Annotated in this window: 14 protein-coding genes; 11 read left to right on the top strand and 3 right to left on the bottom strand. The window is 60.5% G+C overall.

From position 1 onward, the window contains the following. The first annotated feature begins 25 nt into the window (after window positions 1-25). Both FEM54_RS01335 and FEM54_RS01330 read left to right on the top strand, forming a co-directional pair. Window positions 26-1,768 (top strand): acyl-CoA dehydrogenase, encoded by a 1,743-nt coding sequence (locus FEM54_RS01335; protein ID WP_138449150.1) that lies wholly within the window; start codon window positions 26-28, stop codon window positions 1,766-1,768. 55 nt (window positions 1,769-1,823) lie between these two features. Further along, window positions 1,824-2,537: a GntR family transcriptional regulator gene (locus FEM54_RS01330; protein ID WP_017134659.1), complete on the top strand. Its 714-nt coding sequence runs from the start codon at window positions 1,824-1,826 to the stop codon at window positions 2,535-2,537. A gap of 6 nt (window positions 2,538-2,543) precedes the next feature. Here the strand turns inward: FEM54_RS01330 and FEM54_RS01325 are convergent, their stop codons facing one another. Continuing rightward, a complete protein-coding gene (locus FEM54_RS01325) occupies window positions 2,544-3,494 on the bottom strand; it encodes a PDR/VanB family oxidoreductase (RefSeq protein WP_058420702.1) in 951 nt (316 codons plus the stop codon). Between the two features lie 29 nt (window positions 3,495-3,523). Further along, window positions 3,524-4,585 (bottom strand): aromatic ring-hydroxylating oxygenase subunit alpha, encoded by a 1,062-nt coding sequence (locus FEM54_RS01320; protein ID WP_099547712.1) that lies wholly within the window; start codon window positions 4,583-4,585, stop codon window positions 3,524-3,526. Between the two features lie 434 nt (window positions 4,586-5,019). Here FEM54_RS01320 and FEM54_RS01315 point away from each other — a divergent pair, with 434 nt between their 5' ends. From FEM54_RS01315 to FEM54_RS01295, 5 genes are all read left to right on the top strand, one after another. After that, window positions 5,020-5,688 (top strand): GntR family transcriptional regulator, encoded by a 669-nt coding sequence (locus tag FEM54_RS01315; RefSeq protein WP_138449148.1) that lies wholly within the window; start codon window positions 5,020-5,022, stop codon window positions 5,686-5,688. A 76-nt stretch (window positions 5,689-5,764) separates the two neighbouring features. Then, window positions 5,765-6,574 carry an ABC transporter substrate-binding protein gene (locus tag FEM54_RS01310; RefSeq protein WP_017136334.1) on the top strand — a complete coding sequence of 270 codons (810 nt, stop codon included), beginning with the start codon at window positions 5,765-5,767 and terminating at the stop codon, window positions 6,572-6,574. Between the two features lie 12 nt (window positions 6,575-6,586). After that, complete coding sequence (locus FEM54_RS01305) at window positions 6,587-7,363, top strand: amino acid ABC transporter permease (RefSeq protein ID WP_003236553.1); 777 nt, start codon at window positions 6,587-6,589, stop codon at window positions 7,361-7,363. A 2-nt stretch (window positions 7,364-7,365) separates the two neighbouring features. Next, entirely contained in the window at window positions 7,366-8,145 is a 780-nt protein-coding gene (locus FEM54_RS01300) for an amino acid ABC transporter ATP-binding protein (protein ID WP_065888097.1), read from the top strand. Window positions 8,146-8,168: 23 nt separating this feature from the next. Next, window positions 8,169-9,779: a gamma-glutamyltransferase family protein gene (locus FEM54_RS01295; RefSeq protein ID WP_099547715.1), complete on the top strand. Its 1,611-nt coding sequence runs from the start codon at window positions 8,169-8,171 to the stop codon at window positions 9,777-9,779. Between the two features lie 112 nt (window positions 9,780-9,891). Here FEM54_RS01295 and FEM54_RS01290 read toward each other — a convergent pair whose 3' ends face one another. Then, on the bottom strand, window positions 9,892-10,797 hold the full coding sequence (locus tag FEM54_RS01290; RefSeq protein ID WP_017136660.1) for a LysR family transcriptional regulator: 906 nt from the start codon (window positions 10,795-10,797) through the stop codon (window positions 9,892-9,894). Between the two features lie 96 nt (window positions 10,798-10,893). On the opposite strand from FEM54_RS01290, the gene FEM54_RS01285 reads away from it, so the two are divergent. The 4 genes from FEM54_RS01285 to FEM54_RS01270 all read left to right on the top strand — a co-directional run. After that, window positions 10,894-11,685, top strand: coding sequence for an SDR family NAD(P)-dependent oxidoreductase (locus FEM54_RS01285; RefSeq protein ID WP_171045783.1), 792 nt, complete (start codon window positions 10,894-10,896; stop codon window positions 11,683-11,685). A 168-nt stretch (window positions 11,686-11,853) separates the two neighbouring features. Then, a complete protein-coding gene (locus FEM54_RS01280) occupies window positions 11,854-13,251 on the top strand; it encodes an aspartate aminotransferase family protein (RefSeq protein ID WP_138449145.1) in 1,398 nt (465 codons plus the stop codon). A gap of 72 nt (window positions 13,252-13,323) precedes the next feature. Continuing rightward, window positions 13,324-14,691, top strand: coding sequence for a glutamine synthetase family protein (locus FEM54_RS01275; RefSeq protein ID WP_138449144.1), 1,368 nt, complete (start codon window positions 13,324-13,326; stop codon window positions 14,689-14,691). A 248-nt stretch (window positions 14,692-14,939) separates the two neighbouring features. Further along, a partial coding sequence (locus FEM54_RS01270) for an amino acid permease (protein ID WP_171045782.1) occupies window positions 14,940-15,630 on the top strand: 691 nt, incomplete at its 3' end.

Raw genomic sequence — 15,630 nt, 5'->3', positions numbered from 1 at the left:
TCTTTTTAGTTGATGAGGTGTCCCGATGTGGAGCTATGTGGCGCCCCTGCGCGATATGCACTTTGTCCTTGAACACTGGTTGCAGGCGCCCGACAGCTGGCGGCGCAACCCGGCGTTCGAGGCCCTCGACCTGCCGCTGGCATTACAAGTATTGGAGGAGGCGGCACGCTTCAGCCAGGGCGTGCTGGCGCCGTTGAACAGCCACGGTGATCGCCAGGGCTGCCGCTGGCAGGCGGGCCAGGTCAGCACCCCGGACGGCTTCGTCGAGGCCTATCTTGCTTACGTCGAGGGTGGTTGGCCGGCGCTGGCGTGCGCCGAAGAGCAGGGCGGGCAGGGCCTGCCGCAACTGCTCGATGCGGCGCTGCAAGAGATGCTCTACGCCAGCAACCATGCCTGGGCCATGTACACCGGGATCGCCCACGGCGCCTACCTGTGTCTCAAGACTCACGCCGACCCTTGGCTGCAGGCACGCTACTTGCCGGAGATTGTCAGTGGCCAGGCGTTGCCCACCATGTGCCTGACTGAGTCCCAGGCTGGCAGCGATGTCGGTTTGCTGCGCTGTCGCGCTGAACCCCAGGCGGATGGCAGCTATCGCTTGAGCGGCAGCAAGCTGTTTATCTCCGGCGGTGACCATGACCTCACGGCCAATATTCTGCACCTGGTGCTGGCGCGCCTGCCCGATGCGCCGCCGGGCAGTCGCGGCATTTCACTGTTCCTGGTACCCAAGCAGCTGGACGATGGCCGGGCCAATGGTGTGCATTGCGACGGTATCGAACACAAGATGGGCATCAAGGGCAGCGCCACCTGCTCCCTGGTATTCAACGCCGCCCAAGGCTGGCTGATCGGTGATGCCAATCAGGGCCTGGCGGCGATGTTCGTGATGATGAATTCGGCGCGCCTGCATGTCGGCCTGCAAGGTCTGGGGCATGTCGAGGCGGCTTGGCAAAATGCCCGGCAGTACGCTGCCGAGCGTGTGCAGATGCGTGCACCGTCAAGGCCCGAAGACGTGGCGGCCCAGGCCGCTGACCCGATCCGTTATCACCCGGCCATGCGCCGCGTGTTGCTGGAGCTGCGCACCACCAGCGAGGGCATGCGCGCCATCGGCTATTGGGCGGCGCACCTGCTGGATCAAGCCGAGCATGGCCAGGATTCGTCGGCCGCCCGGTTGGCGCCTTTGCTGACGCCCATCATCAAGGCGTTTTTCACCGAGCAGGGCTTTCGTCAGGCGAGCAATGCGCTGCAGGTATTCGGCGGTTACGGCTATGTCACCGAGTTCGCCATCGAGCAAACCCTGCGGGACAGCCGCATCGCGATGATCTACGAGGGTAGTAACGAGATCCAGGCCAATGACCTGTTGCTGCGCAAAGTGCTGGGGGATGAAGGTCGAGCCTTTGGCCTGCTGCTGGCCGAGTTGCGTGCCGAGGCCGGGCAGGGCGTGCAATATGTCGAGTGCGCAGGGTTCTCCCGCGCATTGGGCAGCCTGTGCGACGCGCTGGCCAGTGTGGTGAGCGCCGTGCATGAACGCGCGCAGGAAGACAGTGAATACCCCTATCGGGCCGCGCCGGATTTCCTCCAGCTCTGTGGCGTGGCGTTGCTGGCCTTTGCCTGGGCGCGGGCTGCGCGGGTCTCCAGGGCATTGCCCGAAGACGATCCATTGCGTGCCACCAAGCTGCAAAGCGCCGGGTTCTTTTTCGATTACCTGCCGTCGCGGCTGGCGCAACACCTGGGTGCCATAGAGGGGGCGCGCGCCGCGCTGGCGTTCGTCTGACGGGATCGGATGCTTGCGGTACTATGGCAGGCCACGTTTTCTGGAAGTTGCCTGGATGAGTAAGCCCGGTCAATTGGTGCTGGTTGCACTGCGCAAGATGATTGCCAACGGGGAGTTGGTGGCGGGGGAGCGCCTGATGGAAACCCCTACGGCGCAACGCTTTGGTGTGTCGCGCATGCCGGTGCGCATGGCATTTCGTACCCTGGAGCAGGAAGGGCTGCTGGTGCCGTTTGGCGGGCGCGGCTATCAGGTGCGGTCGGTCAGCGCCAGCGACATTGCCGGCGCCGTCGAAGTGCGCGGTGTGCTGGAAGGCCTGGCTGCACGGCAAGCCGCCGAGCAGGGTCTTTCCGACGCGGCGCGTGCGGCGCTGGAGCGCTGCCTGGTGGAAGGCGACCAACTGTTCGAGAAAGGCTACGTGACCGAAGATGACCTCGAGGTTTACCACGACCTGAACATGCGCTTTCACCAGGTCATTGTGGAGGGCAGCCACAACCCCGCGATCACGGATGCGCTGGCACGCAATGATCACCTGCCCTTCGCATCGGTGACCGCGCTGGCGGTGGATCGTGAGGACATGGCTCGTGAATACCGACGCTTCAACTATGCCCACATGCAGCATCACTCGGTGTTCGATGCCCTGGTCAATCGCCAGGGCGCGCGCGCCGAAGCCATCATGCGCGAACACGCCAATGCGACATTGCGTTATGCCGAGATCTTCAGTTCAACCACCGCCGACGCGCGCATGAAGGTGATTTTGCCCGCGTCGTGACACGGTTCAGATGTCCAGCACCAGCAGTGGCGTTTTCGAGCGTGAGCAGCAGGGCGTGAACTGGTCATTCAGCGCCTGTTCCTGCTCGGTGAGGAACAGGTCGCGGTGCTCCGGGATGCCGTCCAGCACACGGGTCAGGCAGGTGCCACAGATCCCTTGTTCGCAGGACACGGCAATCTCGATGCCTTGGCTTTCCAGGACCTGGACCACGGTTTTGTCGGCGGGGATCGTGAAGACCTGGCCGCTGCTACCGAGCTTCACCGAAAAGCTCCCGTCGAGGCTGTTGTCCACTGGCGCCGCCGAGAAGTACTCGCGATGCAGGCAGTCCTCCTGCCAGCCCTGTGCCCGTGCGCTGTCGAGCACGTGTTGCATGAAGCCGCCGGGGCCGCAGACATACAAGTGCACATCGTCTGCGGGCGCAGCCAACACCTCGGCAGTCTTGAGGGCCGTGTGGGGCTGCTCATCGAAATGCAGGAACACGCGCTCGGCAAACGGTGACGCCTTGAGCCGCTGTACAAACGCAGCACGCTCACTGGCGCGAGCACAATAATGCAGGTCGAAGTCCGCACCTGCATGGGCCAGGCGCTCGGCCATGCACAGGATCGGGGTGATGCCGATGCCGCCGGCGAACAGCAGGCTGCGTCGCGCTTCATGGGCCAGGGGGAATAGATTGCGTGGTTCGCTGATCGTCAGGTGGGCGCCCTCGTGTACCTGCTCGTGCAAGCTGCGCGAGCCGCCGCGAGAAGCCGGGTCGTTGAGTACGCCGATCAGATAGCGATGACGCTCTTCGGGGTGATTGCACAGCGAATACTGGCGCACCAGCCCGTCCGGCAGATGCACGTCAATGTGCGCGCCGGCACTGAAGGCGGGCAGCGGCTGGCCATCGACCCTGGCCAGTTCATAGCTGCAAATGTCTTGGGCTTCGTTATTACGGGATACCACCACCACATCGATCATGTTCGGTCCTCGCAGTGTTGTCGCGCCGTTCAGGCGGTGGTGGTCGTGATCAGTTGTGGTTCGAGGGTGCGTTCCTTGGCGATCAGTCGCTCCAGGATTTTGCGCGACTGCACGCCGCCGGCATCGATATTCAACTTGAGCAGGTTGCGTTGCGGGTGGGCGAGCAGGTTCTGCTGCTGACGTTCGAGCATCTCCAGGTCTTCGCTGAAAATCTTCCCTTGGCCTTCGCGAATGCTGGCGGTCAGCGCCTCATCGTGAGGGTTGAAGTTGCGCGCCATGCCCCAGAAATACCAGATCGACGTCTCGGTTTGCGGGGTGATGAAGTCGACCACGATGCTTGCCGCCTTGTGTTCGGGCGCTGCGTGGTAGCCGCCCTTGCCGGCGTGGGCCACGCCGACTTCGATCAGCACATGGCTGGGCGGGGTGAAGCGACAGATCTGCCAGCGGTCCACCGGCACATCGTCGGCGAGGTTGTTGCCGCGCAGGGCCATGCGCCAGAACGGCGGAGCCATGATGTTTTCCATGTGCCGGGCGGTGACGACTTCGTCGCCTTCAACCGTGGTGACGGGAGGCGCTTCATCGATTTCCTTTTGGCCGATGCTGGAAGCGTGGACGTAGGTTTCGTGGGTCAGGTCCATCAGGTTGTCGATCATCAGGCGGTAATCGCACTGGATGTCAAACAGCCCGCCGCCGTACGCCCACTGGTCACTCACTGCCCACTCCAGGTGATGAATCAGCGCCGGGTCGGCAAGGGCCTGATCGCCGGGCCATACCCAGATAAAACCATAGCGTTCAACCGCGGCAAAGGTCTTGTTGCACGGAAAACCACGCACCCGCTGCCCGGGCATTTCGACGGTCTTACCGTCGGCCCCCATGACCAGGCCGTGATAGCCGCACACCAGGTTGCCATTTTCGACATAACCCAGTGAAAGCGGTGCGCCGCGATGGGGGCAGAAGTCTTCGACGGCTACGACGCTGCCTTGCGAGCCACGATAAAACACCATTTTTTCACCGCAGATCTGCCGACCCAGGGGTTTTTGGGCGATTTCATCGGGTGTGCAGGCGACGTACCAAGTGTTTTTGGGGTACATGGCAACTCTCTGGCTGGTTAATTATTTTTGTTTAATGGATCCATTAAATTTCCAGAGCTGCTATGAGTCAATATATATGGCAGTTATTTTGAGGTTATTATGGGCGATTATCGATCAATGGGTTTTTACTGGATCCATTGAGTGGGCGGCGTTTGGTGCGCTGATGGCAAAGAAAGGCCTGCCAAAAAATACCCTGTCTAGATCATCGGGCGTAACCAAGCCCTTCACCGGACATCCGCTACTTTTTTGCGCAGAAATGGGAAGTTGCTGCGTCATTTGGTAGCAAATCGCTTTACCCGCTTTGCGCAATTTCCCCCACCCGAACGGAAGACTTCATTTAAATCAATGACTAATGTTCTGCGGCAGGTGTTGGCACGCGTTATGCTTTTTTGTATTCGTGGATAATTGGATACAAAAATACAAAGAGGCTGCCAATGCAATTTGCCCCCGCTTACGTTGACCGCCAGCCCCTCACTGCCGAGGAGGAGGCCTACAACTTCCTCCTCGACGCCATCTGCGGTGGTCGTTTCCGCAAGGGCGATCGCCTGATCGCCGAGGATATCGCCAGCGAGATCGGCATGAGCCGCATGCCGGTGCGTGAGGCATTCCGCCGCCTGGACGCCCAAGGCCTGGTGACGCTGCGGCCCAATCGCGGTGCCATCGTCAGCGGCCTGGATATCGCTGAGCTGTACGAAGTGTTCGAGATGCGCAGCGCACTGGAAGGCCTGGCGGTGCGCGTCGCGGTCAGCCGCATCGGTGAGCGCCAGTTGGCGGCTCTGGAGCGGCTGCTGGACGAGATGGATGACTACCGCGACGAGAGCGCCGCGTGGGTCCGTTGCCACCGTGCCTTTCACGAATACCTGTGCGGGCTCAGCGGCCGGCCACGCTTGCTCAAGCAGATTTCGGCGTTGTATTCGCTGGTGGAAGCGCCCATGCGCTTGTGGCTGCAGCACAGCGAAAAACCCCTCGGTGCGCGCCAGGAACACGCCGTAATCCTCGACGCGATTCGCGCCGGTGACGCCGCCGGTGCCGAAGCTGTGGTACGCGAACACATCGAAAGCACCGTGCCGCTGCTGATTCAATTTCTGCAATTGGAAAAATAAAAGAGGCGGGCCCCAACCCGCCCATGTTTAGACGTTGATTCCTGCCCCGTTATTTAACGAAGTGGAGTGTCTGGTCATGCATAAACAACACCGCGCCTTGCTGGTGGCTGTCACCCTGGGTCTCTGTACACAATGGGCCTGCGCCGCAGTCCAGGTGCCTGAACGCCTGAAGAGCCTCGACAAACTCACCTATTGCTCGGGGATGGATTCACCGCCCCTGGTGTCCTTCGACGAATCCCAGAAACCGCGTGGGCTCACCGTCGACCTGGGCCTGGAAATCGCCAAGCGCCTGGGCAATAAAACCGTGCAATGGCGGGTCATTCCGTTTTCCGGCCTGGTGCCGGCGCTGCTTGCCCAGCAGTGCGACATGATCGTCGACCAACTGTTCGACAAACCCGAGCGGCGCCAGGTGATCGACATCGTCAACTACATGTACTCCAGCCAGTCGGTGGTGGTGCCCAAGGGCAACCCCAAAGGCATCAAGACCCTGGATGACCTGTCGACGCGCAAGGTGGCGGTGCTCAACGGCTCTACCATCAAGACCCTGCTCGACACCCAGAACGAGAGCCTCGCCAAGGCCGGCAAGCCACCGATGAAACTGGTGGTCTACAACACTGACACCGATGCGTTCCAGGCGCTGCGCATCAGCCAGGTTGACGCCTATGGCACCACCGTGGAAACCGCCGGTTACTACGCGGCGATGGCCCCGGAGCTGTTTCAGGAAGGGGTGCCTGCGTTCAGCCGCATCCTCACCGGCCTGGGCATGCGCAAGGACGACCCGCAACTGACCGCCGCCGTGCAGCAGATCATCAGCGACATGCGCAGCGACGGCAGCTATGTGCAATTGCTCAACAAATGGCATGTCAGCAGCGACACACTCGACTGAGGTTCTACCACGATGAATTTCAATTGGGATGTGTTCTGGCAATACCTGTTGCAACCCAGTGGGGTCTACCTCACCGGGCTGTGGCTGACTTGCCTGATCAGCGTGCTGGCGATGCTGCTCGGCTGTGCGCTGGGTCTGGCGGCGGCGCTGTTGCGCCTGTCGAAGAACCCGCTTTTGCACCTGCCGGTACGCCTTTATGTGTGGCTGATGCGCGGCACGCCGCTGCTGGTGCAGATCGTGTTTTTGTACACCGCACTGGCAGCGGGCGGGATCTTCCGCTTCGAGGACATCGAGCTGTTCGGGCTGATCATCCCCGGCAATATCCAGGCGGCGATCATCGCCCTGGGCCTGAATGAAGGCGCGTACATGGCCGAAATCATCCGCGCCGGCATCGGCGCGGTGGACAAGGGCCAGTACGAAGCCGGGCGTTCCCTGGGCATGGGGTTCGGCAAGCTGATGCGGCGCATCGTGCTGCCCCAGGCGTTTCGGGTGATCGTGCCGCCGCTGGGCAATGAGTTCAATGTGATGCTCAAGAACACCACGCTGGTGAGTGTGATCGGCGTGCAGGAGTTGTTGCTCAGCACGCAGATGGTGACCTCGGCGACGTTTCGCGTATTCGAGTTGTACCTGGTCGTCGCGATTTACTTCCTGACCCTGACCACGCTGTGGGGCTTTTTTCAACGCTGGCTCGAAAACCGTTTCGGCCAGTCCGATCGACCTTCGGCGCCACCTCCGGCCGCCAGCCGCATGTTCGGTCGCAGCACCCTGAAACTGCTGAGGGGACGTTAACCATGGCGCACCAAAGTGAAGAGCTGATCATTGACGCACAGGATATCCAGAAGTCGTTCGGCGAGTTGCAGATCCTCAAGGGCATCTCCCTGCAAGTGCGGCGCGGCGAAGTAGTGGTGCTGATCGGCGCCTCCGGCTCGGGCAAGACCACCTTTATCCGCTGCATCAACCTGCTGGAAGACATCCAGGGCGGGCGCATTCGCGTCAACGGCCGTGCCATGGGCTATCGCGAACGCGCCGATGGCAGCCTGGTGCGCGATTCGGAGCGCAACATCGCCCGCCAGCGCCGCGACATCGGCATGGTGTTCCAGCGCTTCAACCTGTTCCCGCACATGACCGCATTGGAAAACATTATCGAAGCGCCGATCCAGGTGCTCGGCGTGCCGCGTGCCCAGGCGCTGGAACAGGCTCGGGGCTTGCTGGCGCGGGTCGGCCTGGCGGACAAGGCCAGCCACTATCCGTCGATGCTCTCCGGTGGCCAGCAGCAACGGGTGGCGATTGCCCGTGCGCTGGCGATGAAACCCCAGGCGATGCTGTTCGACGAACCCACCAGCGCCCTCGACCCGGAAACCGTCGGCGAAGTGCTGCAGGTGATGAAGGAACTGGCCGAGGAGGGCATGACCATGGTGGTGGTCACCCACGAAATGGGCTTTGCCCGTGAAGTGGCCGACCGCGTGGTGGTGCTCGACCAGGGCGAGCTGATCGAACAAGGGCCGCCGGAGCAGATTTTCAGCCGTCCCAGCCATCCGCGTACCCGGGCGTTTCTCAGCCGCGTGTTATGACCTTTTTTTGAAGAGCCTTTGCCATGTTGAAATTCTCCGCTCACGAATACCCCTACCCGTCGCAACGCCAGAGCGTATTTGCCCGTCGCGGCATGGTCGCGGCGTCCCAGCCGCTGGCGGCCCAGGCCGGCATCGAAATCATGCAAAAGGGCGGCAATGCCATTGATGCCGCCATCGCCACCGCCGCTGCGCTGACCGTTGTAGAACCTACCGGTTGTGGCCTGGGTGGCGATGCCTTTGCGCTGGTGTGGTGCAAGGGGCAGTTGCATGGCCTCAACGGCAACGGCCATGCGCCGGCCGCCTTGAGTATCGAGGCGGTCAAGGCGGCAGGGCATCAACAGATGCCGCTGTACGGCTGGACCTCGGTGACGGTGCCCGGTTGCCCGTCGGCGTGGGCCGAGTTGTCCAAACGCTTCGGTAAGTTGCCGTTTGCTGATTTGCTGCAGCCGGCCATCAGCCTGGCGCGCGACGGTTTCCCGTTGTCGCCGGTGGTCGCCCATCAATGGCAGATATCCTTGAACGAATTCAGCCCGCACCGCGATGACGTGCTGCAAGCCTGGTTCGACACCTTCCTCATCGATGGGCGCGCGCCCCGGGCCGGCGAGATTTTCCGCAACCCGGCCCAGGCCCGTACCCTGGAAGAACTCGCCGCCACCGGCTGCGAAAGCCTGTATCGCGGCGCTCTGGCCGAGCGCCTGGATGCGCATTCGCGCGCCAGCGGTGGATACCTGCGCGCCAGCGACCTCAAGGATTATCGCGCGCAGTGGGTGGAGCCGATCCACATCAATTACCGGGGCGTGGATGTTTGGGAAATCCCGCCGAGCGGCCAGGGCCTGGTTGCACTGATGGCGCTGAAGATCCTCGAAGGCTTCAACTTCGATCACCGCGACAGCCAGCAAACCTGGCATCGCCAGCTGGAAGCCATGAAGCTGGCCTACAGCGACGGCCTGCATTACATCACCGACCCTGCGCACATGCGCGTGGCGGTGGCCGACCTGCTGAGTGACGACTACAGCACCCGTCGCCGTGGCGAGATCGGCGAGCAGGCGCAGCCGCCCAAACCCGGCACCCCCCATGCCAGCGGCACGGTGTACCTGGCGACCGCCGACGCCGAAGGCAATATGGTTTCGTTCATCCAGAGCAACTACCACGGCTTCGGCTCCGGCGTGGTGCTGCCCGACAGCGGCATCGCCTTGCAGAACCGCGGGCAGGAATTCAGCCTCGATGAGTCCCATGCCAATTGCCTGGCACCGGGCAAGAAAACCTTCCACACCATCATCCCGGGTTTTCTCAGCAAGGACGGCCAGGCCCTTGGCCCGTTCGGCGTGATGGGCGGCTACATGCAGCCCCAGGGCCATGTGCAGATGGTGATGAACCTGGTGGACTTCGGCCTCAACCCCCAGGCGGCCCTCGACGCACCGCGCTGGCAATGGCTGGGCGACATGAAGGTCGGCATCGAACACGGCGCGTCCCGCGACCTGGTCAATGCGCTGGCGCGACGTGGGCACAAGGTGCAGACCGACAGCGACCTGACCGACTATGGGCGAGGGCAGATCATCCTGCGTGACCCGGCCACCGGCGTGTTGTGCGGGGGCACTGAGCCAAGGGCGGACTCTCATATCGCGGTTTGGTGAGCGGCTACACAAGCGCTGGGCCAGACGGCTAATAATGACGGGGTGATGAGTTGTTTGATCTTCGCGACGGCGGGTTGGCGCCGCCGCAAGCCTCAATGTGCACTTTGACTCATCAAATACGACGAGGCTCGCCCTGCGTAATTTCGCGTATCAGGCTCAGGTAACGAAGCGCGCCCAGTCCCAGGGGCCGGTTTTTTACCCAGATGATATCGACCCATAGCCGCATCTGACTCGGCATGTAGTCAAACACCACCTCCGTCAATGCGCCTGACGTGATGAGAGGGTGTACCAGCGATTTTGGAAGATATGCCCAGCCTAATCCTTGCTGCACCAGGTCCAGCGTGGCCAGATAATTGTCGCTGTGCCAAATCCGCCGCGACAGCACAACACGTGGATCAGAGTCTGCAGGTCCTCCGGTCGCGACGATGATCTGCCTGACGTTGACCAGTTGCTCCTCACTCAAGGGGCTTTTTTTGCCGGCGGCCGCAGGGTGATCCGGAGCAGCAACCGCGACTAACAACTGGCTCCCCGCCTCAAGAAATGTTTCCCGCTCGTCAAGCCCTGGTCGTTCAAATCCAAGTGCCAATTGCACACGCCCTTCATGGAGCATGCGCATTGCCTCCGGATGGGACGCGGAGCGAATCTCGATTTCAAGCGTGGGAAACTCCCTGGCGATAATCGACAGCGGACGATTCCATACGCCTGTTTGCAACTCCGGCGCCATCGCAAAGACCAAGCGTTCCTCCAACCCCTGATGCAGCTGGAGGGCATGCGCATCCAGCAGGTTGATCTGGCTCGCGACCTGTCGTGCCTGGGGCTCAAGTGCCTTGGCGGCGGCGGTAGGAATGGCTTTGCGAGTTGATCGGTCAAACAGCAACAAATCCAGCTCTGCTTCAAGCTGCGACACCGCCATGTTGACGGCCGAGGGGACCCGGCCTAATTTTCGCGCCGCCGCCGAAAAGGATCCGCTGTCGATGACCGAAAGGAAAATCTTAAGTGACTCACTGGTAAACGCCATGGGGGTTGTCAGATTTTCTGATGATGATTGTCTTTATGTATCAGATTTATTCGCCTAGTTTCTACTCTCTTTCAAATGAAGTACGTGGGGCACACCATGTTGGATACGCAATTGAGAGGGTATGTTGCACTCGTCAGTGGTGCCGGGAGTGAATCCGGGATCGGCATGGCTATTGCTCGCAGGCTAGCTGCATCCGGAGCGAAGTTGATCATCACTGCCAGCAGCAACCGCATTGTGGATCGGGTTAAAGAGCTGCGCCGTGAAGGGTTTGAAGTTGAAGGCCGACCTGTAGACCTCACTGATGAAAACTTGGTGCGTGAATTCAGCCTGTGGGCAGAGTCAGTCTGGGGACGGGTCGATATTCTGGTGAACAATGCCGGGATGTCCATGCACGGCAGCCCTGAGATTTTCTCGGAATTGGCGTCGATGGAACTGCATGACTGGAACCTTTCACTGGCCCGAAACCTGACCACTGCCTTTCTGCTGACCCGAGCCGTGTTGCCCGGTATGAAGGCGAGAAGCTACGGGCGCATTGTCAATATCAGTTCCACCACGGGCACCCGCGGGAGCAATCCGGGGGAAGCCGCTTATAGCGCCGCCAAGGCAGCGATGGTGGGCATGAACATGGGGCTTGCGCTTGAAGTCGCCAGGCAGGGGATTACCGTCAACAGCGTGGCCCCCGGCTGGATCACCACGGGTTCAACCACCCCCGTTGAAGCCGAGGCGGGGCGTTTCACCCCGATTGGGCGCGCAGGCAGCCCCCGCGAAGTGGCGGCGGCGGTTGCATTTCTGGCATCGCCTGACGCCAGTTACATCACAGGGGACGTCCTTGTGGTGGATGGCGGGAACTGTCTGGTCGAGAACAAAGCCCCTCACGGCGATTATTAAGTTTGAATACGCGCCAGCGCGCTCAATCCACGAGGGTGGGCGGGGGCGATAACCGAGATTTATAAAAGCGTGATGTATCAAAGAACCTATGAGTTCTTTGAGCCGTATCCGGCTGTCAGTCAGCAACGGACTTTTAATTAATTTGATAATTAACATGGGGTATTGATCATGTCGAAAAGTGGAATCAGTGAATCAGCGATTGCTGCTTTTACCGCCTCCGAGCGTGCCCGGTTTATACAAAACAACCCCACTTCACTGGCGCTTGCCGAGCGCGCCAAGGCGAATCTGTTCAACGGTGTGCCCATGCACTGGATGAGCGACTGGTCGATGCCTTCGCCGCTCTTCGTTCAGCGTGCCAAAGGGGCGCGCTTCACCGATGTCGACGGTCATGAATACATCGATTTTTGCCTCGGCGACACCGGCACGATGTTTGGCCATTCACCTGATCCTGTTGCCCGCGCCATAGCCGAACAGGCGAACAATGGCTTGACCACGATGCTGCCGGGCGAAGACGCGGTGGTCTGCGGTGAGTTGCTGGCTGAGCGATTCGAGCTGCCTTACTGGCAAGTGACCGCCAATGCGACTGACGCCAACCGTTATGTGCTGCGCTGGGCCCGCGCTATCACCCAGCGCAAGGTCTTGCTGGTGTTCGATGGCTGCTACCACGGCACCGTGGATGACGTGATGGTGCGCTACCGCGACGGCAAGACAGTGCACCGTTCAGGTCTTGTGGGCCAAGCCTACGACTTGAGCCAATACAGTCGATCCATCCCCTTCAACGATGTCGCCGCACTGGAGGCGGCGTTAGCTCAGGGTGATGTGTGCGCGCTGATGTGCGAGCCGGCGATGACGAACATTGGCATGGTCCTGCCGGATCCGGGGTTCATGCAAACGTGTCGAGAGCTGACCCTTAAATATGGCAGCCTGTTGGTCATTGATGAGACCCACACTATTTCCACCGGCCTCGGTGGATGCACGCGCCAGTGGGATTTGAAACCCGACTTTTTTGTGGTGGGTAAACCCATTGCAGGTGGCGTGCCTTGCGCGGTATTTGGCGTTAGCGAGCCAATCGCCTCGGCCATGCGCGACGTCCAGAAGACTATCAGCGAGGAGAGCGGTGGGCATGGCCACAGTGGCATGGGAACGACGCTGTCCGCCAACGCACTGGCGATGCGTTGCATGCGCGTCAGTCTCGAAGAGGTCATGACCGAGTCTGCATACGAGCACATGCTGGCGCTGGCCTCAAGGCTGGCCCAGGGATTTCGAGCGTTGTTCAAGCGGCACCAACTGAACTGGTCGGTAACAGAGTTGGGCGCGCGTTGTGAATTTCAATTCTGTGCCACACCGCCAAGAACAGGCGCGCAAGCTGAGGCGGCTTTTCACGACAGCCTTCAAATGGCGTTGCATCTCTATTTGATCAATCGCGGAATCCTGATCACGCCTTTTCACAACATGACCCTGTGCTGTCCGCAAACAGGTGATGCGGATATCGACCGGCTGATCGCTGAGTTGGATAACGCGCTGACCACGCTGCTTGCCCTGCCTGGCGCGCGGGTTATCGCTTGATAACGGCACGTCTGAAAACGCCATTGTTCTTACATACTGCCAGTCGCTTGAATGAGCGCTAAGAGGTTTGACATGCAATTTGCGGATAAAAAAGAGGCCCTGGATTATCTGGCGGCCCACCCTGAAGTGCTGAGCATCGAGTTGTTCCTTATCGACGCGAATGGCGTTCCACGGGGCAAACTGTTGCATCGCGACGAACTGCTGGCGATCTACGAAAATGGCCGGCCATTGCCCAGTTCCATTCTCGCCTTGACCGTGCAGGGTGAAGACGTAGAAGACACAGGCTTGGTCTGGGAGGTTGCCGACGCCGATTGTTGGACATACCCCTTGGCGGGAAGCCTGACCTTGCAACCCTGGCGCACCAACCCCACCGGTCAAGTGCAGGTGAGCATGCACCCGACCCAAGGTATTCCCGCCGCACCGGCGGACCCGCGTCACGTACTGGTGAACACTATCGAGCGGCTGAAAGCCGATGGATTGCATCCGGTCATGGCGGTTGAGTTGGAGTTTTACCTGCTGGACCGACAACGCGACGTCAACGGTCGGCCGCAGCCGGCGTTGCAGGCCAATGGCGTACGCCCTGTTGCACCACAGGTTTATGGCGTTTACGAGCTGGAGCAGCTGCAACCGTTTCTGGATGACCTCTACGCGGCGTGCGCGCTGCAGGGCTTGCCGGTACGTACGGCGATATCCGAGTACGCGCCAGGCCAGGTCGAGTTGACGCTGGAGCATCGGTTCGACGCACTCCAGGCCATTGATGAAGGCGTACGTTACAAACGCCTGGTCAAGGGTGTGGCCAACAAACATGGGCTGCAAGCGTGCTTCATGGCCAAGCCATTCAGCGATCAGGCCGGCAGCGGTATGCACCTGCACGTCAGCCTTGCCGACGAGCACGGCAATAACCTGTATGCGAGCGAAGAACCACAGGGCACGCCATTGTTGCGGCACTCCATCGGCGGGATGATGGAGACCTTGTTTGACGCTCTGGCGATATTTTGCCCCCACGCCAATTCATATCGACGCTTTCAAACCGGTAGTTACGCGCCGCTGGCTAAAAGTTGGGGCGTCAACAACCGTACCGTTTCGTTCCGCGTGCCCGGCGGCCCTGCAATCAGTCGGCATATCGAACACCGCATTTGCGGTGCCGATGCCAACCCCTATCTCGCCGCTGCCGCGTTACTGGCGGGCATTCACTACGGCATCACGCATGAAAGCGATCCCGGCGCGGCGATTGTGGGGAATGGCTATGAACAGGCGACCGATTTTCTACCCACCGACTGGCTGACAGCCTTGCAGGCACTGCAACGTTCAACCTGGGCACGTGAGGCGCTGGGCGCTGAGTTCCTGAAGGTGTTCCTGGCGATCAAGTGGCGCGAGTTCCGTGAATTCAATGCTGAAGTCGGAGAACAGGACTGGCGCTGGTACCTCACTCACGCATAAATGCTGGCCCGTCAGTTTGGGATTGCACGGCGTGATCCGCTCACGCCTGCTGAGGTGCTGGATCAACTCAATGTGACACGTGTCGTGCCTTATGAAGCGCACTGCATGTCGATATCAGGCACTAGTGTGCCGTTATGAGGCTATTTTTGCGGTTGGAAGGCCGCGTATCGTGACTCGTCATTGGAGAATGATGATCGCCTGACCCTATAGTCAGAACGTCTTAAAGCCGATCACAGAGAACAATAAAAATGATCAACAGCCCAAGTTCGAAGGATGCAAGCGGCCAGCTGGCGCAGGGTTTCAAGCCGCGTCACGTCACCATGCTCTCCATTGCAGGGATTATCGGCGCGGGGTTGTTTGTCGGGTCTGGGCATGCCATTGCGGCGGCGGGCCCGGCGGTGATGCTGGCCTACCTGTTTTCCGGCCTGCTGGTGGTGCTGGTAATGCGAATGTTGGGAGAGATGGCGGTCGCCAACCCCGACACAGGCTCCTTCTCAACCTATGCCGATCAAGCCATCGGCCGCTGGGCCGGGTTCACCATCGGCTGGCTTTACTGGTGGTTCTGGGTGCTTGTGATTCCCATCGAAGCATTGGCCGCCGGGCATATTCTCAACCAGTGGTTCCCGCAGATCGACGCTTGGCTGTTTGCCTTGTTGTCGATCTTTTTGTTGGTGGTTACCAACTTGTTCAGTGTGTCCAAGTACGGCGAATTCGAGTTCTGGTTCGCGATGGCCAAGGTGGTGGCGATCATAGGTTTTATCGGCCTGGGGGGCGCGGTGTTGATGGGCTGGATTCCCGAACGGGAGGCCAGCGGTTTGAGCCGACTGATGGATGAGCATGGAGGCTTTGCGCCTAATGGTTTGTCGGCCGTCGTCGGCGCATTCATTACCATCATGTTCAGTTTTATCGGCACTGAAGCCGTCACTATTGCGGCTGCGG

The sequence above is a fragment of the Pseudomonas edaphica genome (assembly GCF_005863185.1).
Taxonomy (GTDB): domain Bacteria; phylum Pseudomonadota; class Gammaproteobacteria; order Pseudomonadales; family Pseudomonadaceae; genus Aquipseudomonas; species Aquipseudomonas edaphica.
Note: the sequence above shows the minus strand (reverse complement) of the source record. Positions and strands in the feature narration are given on the sequence as shown.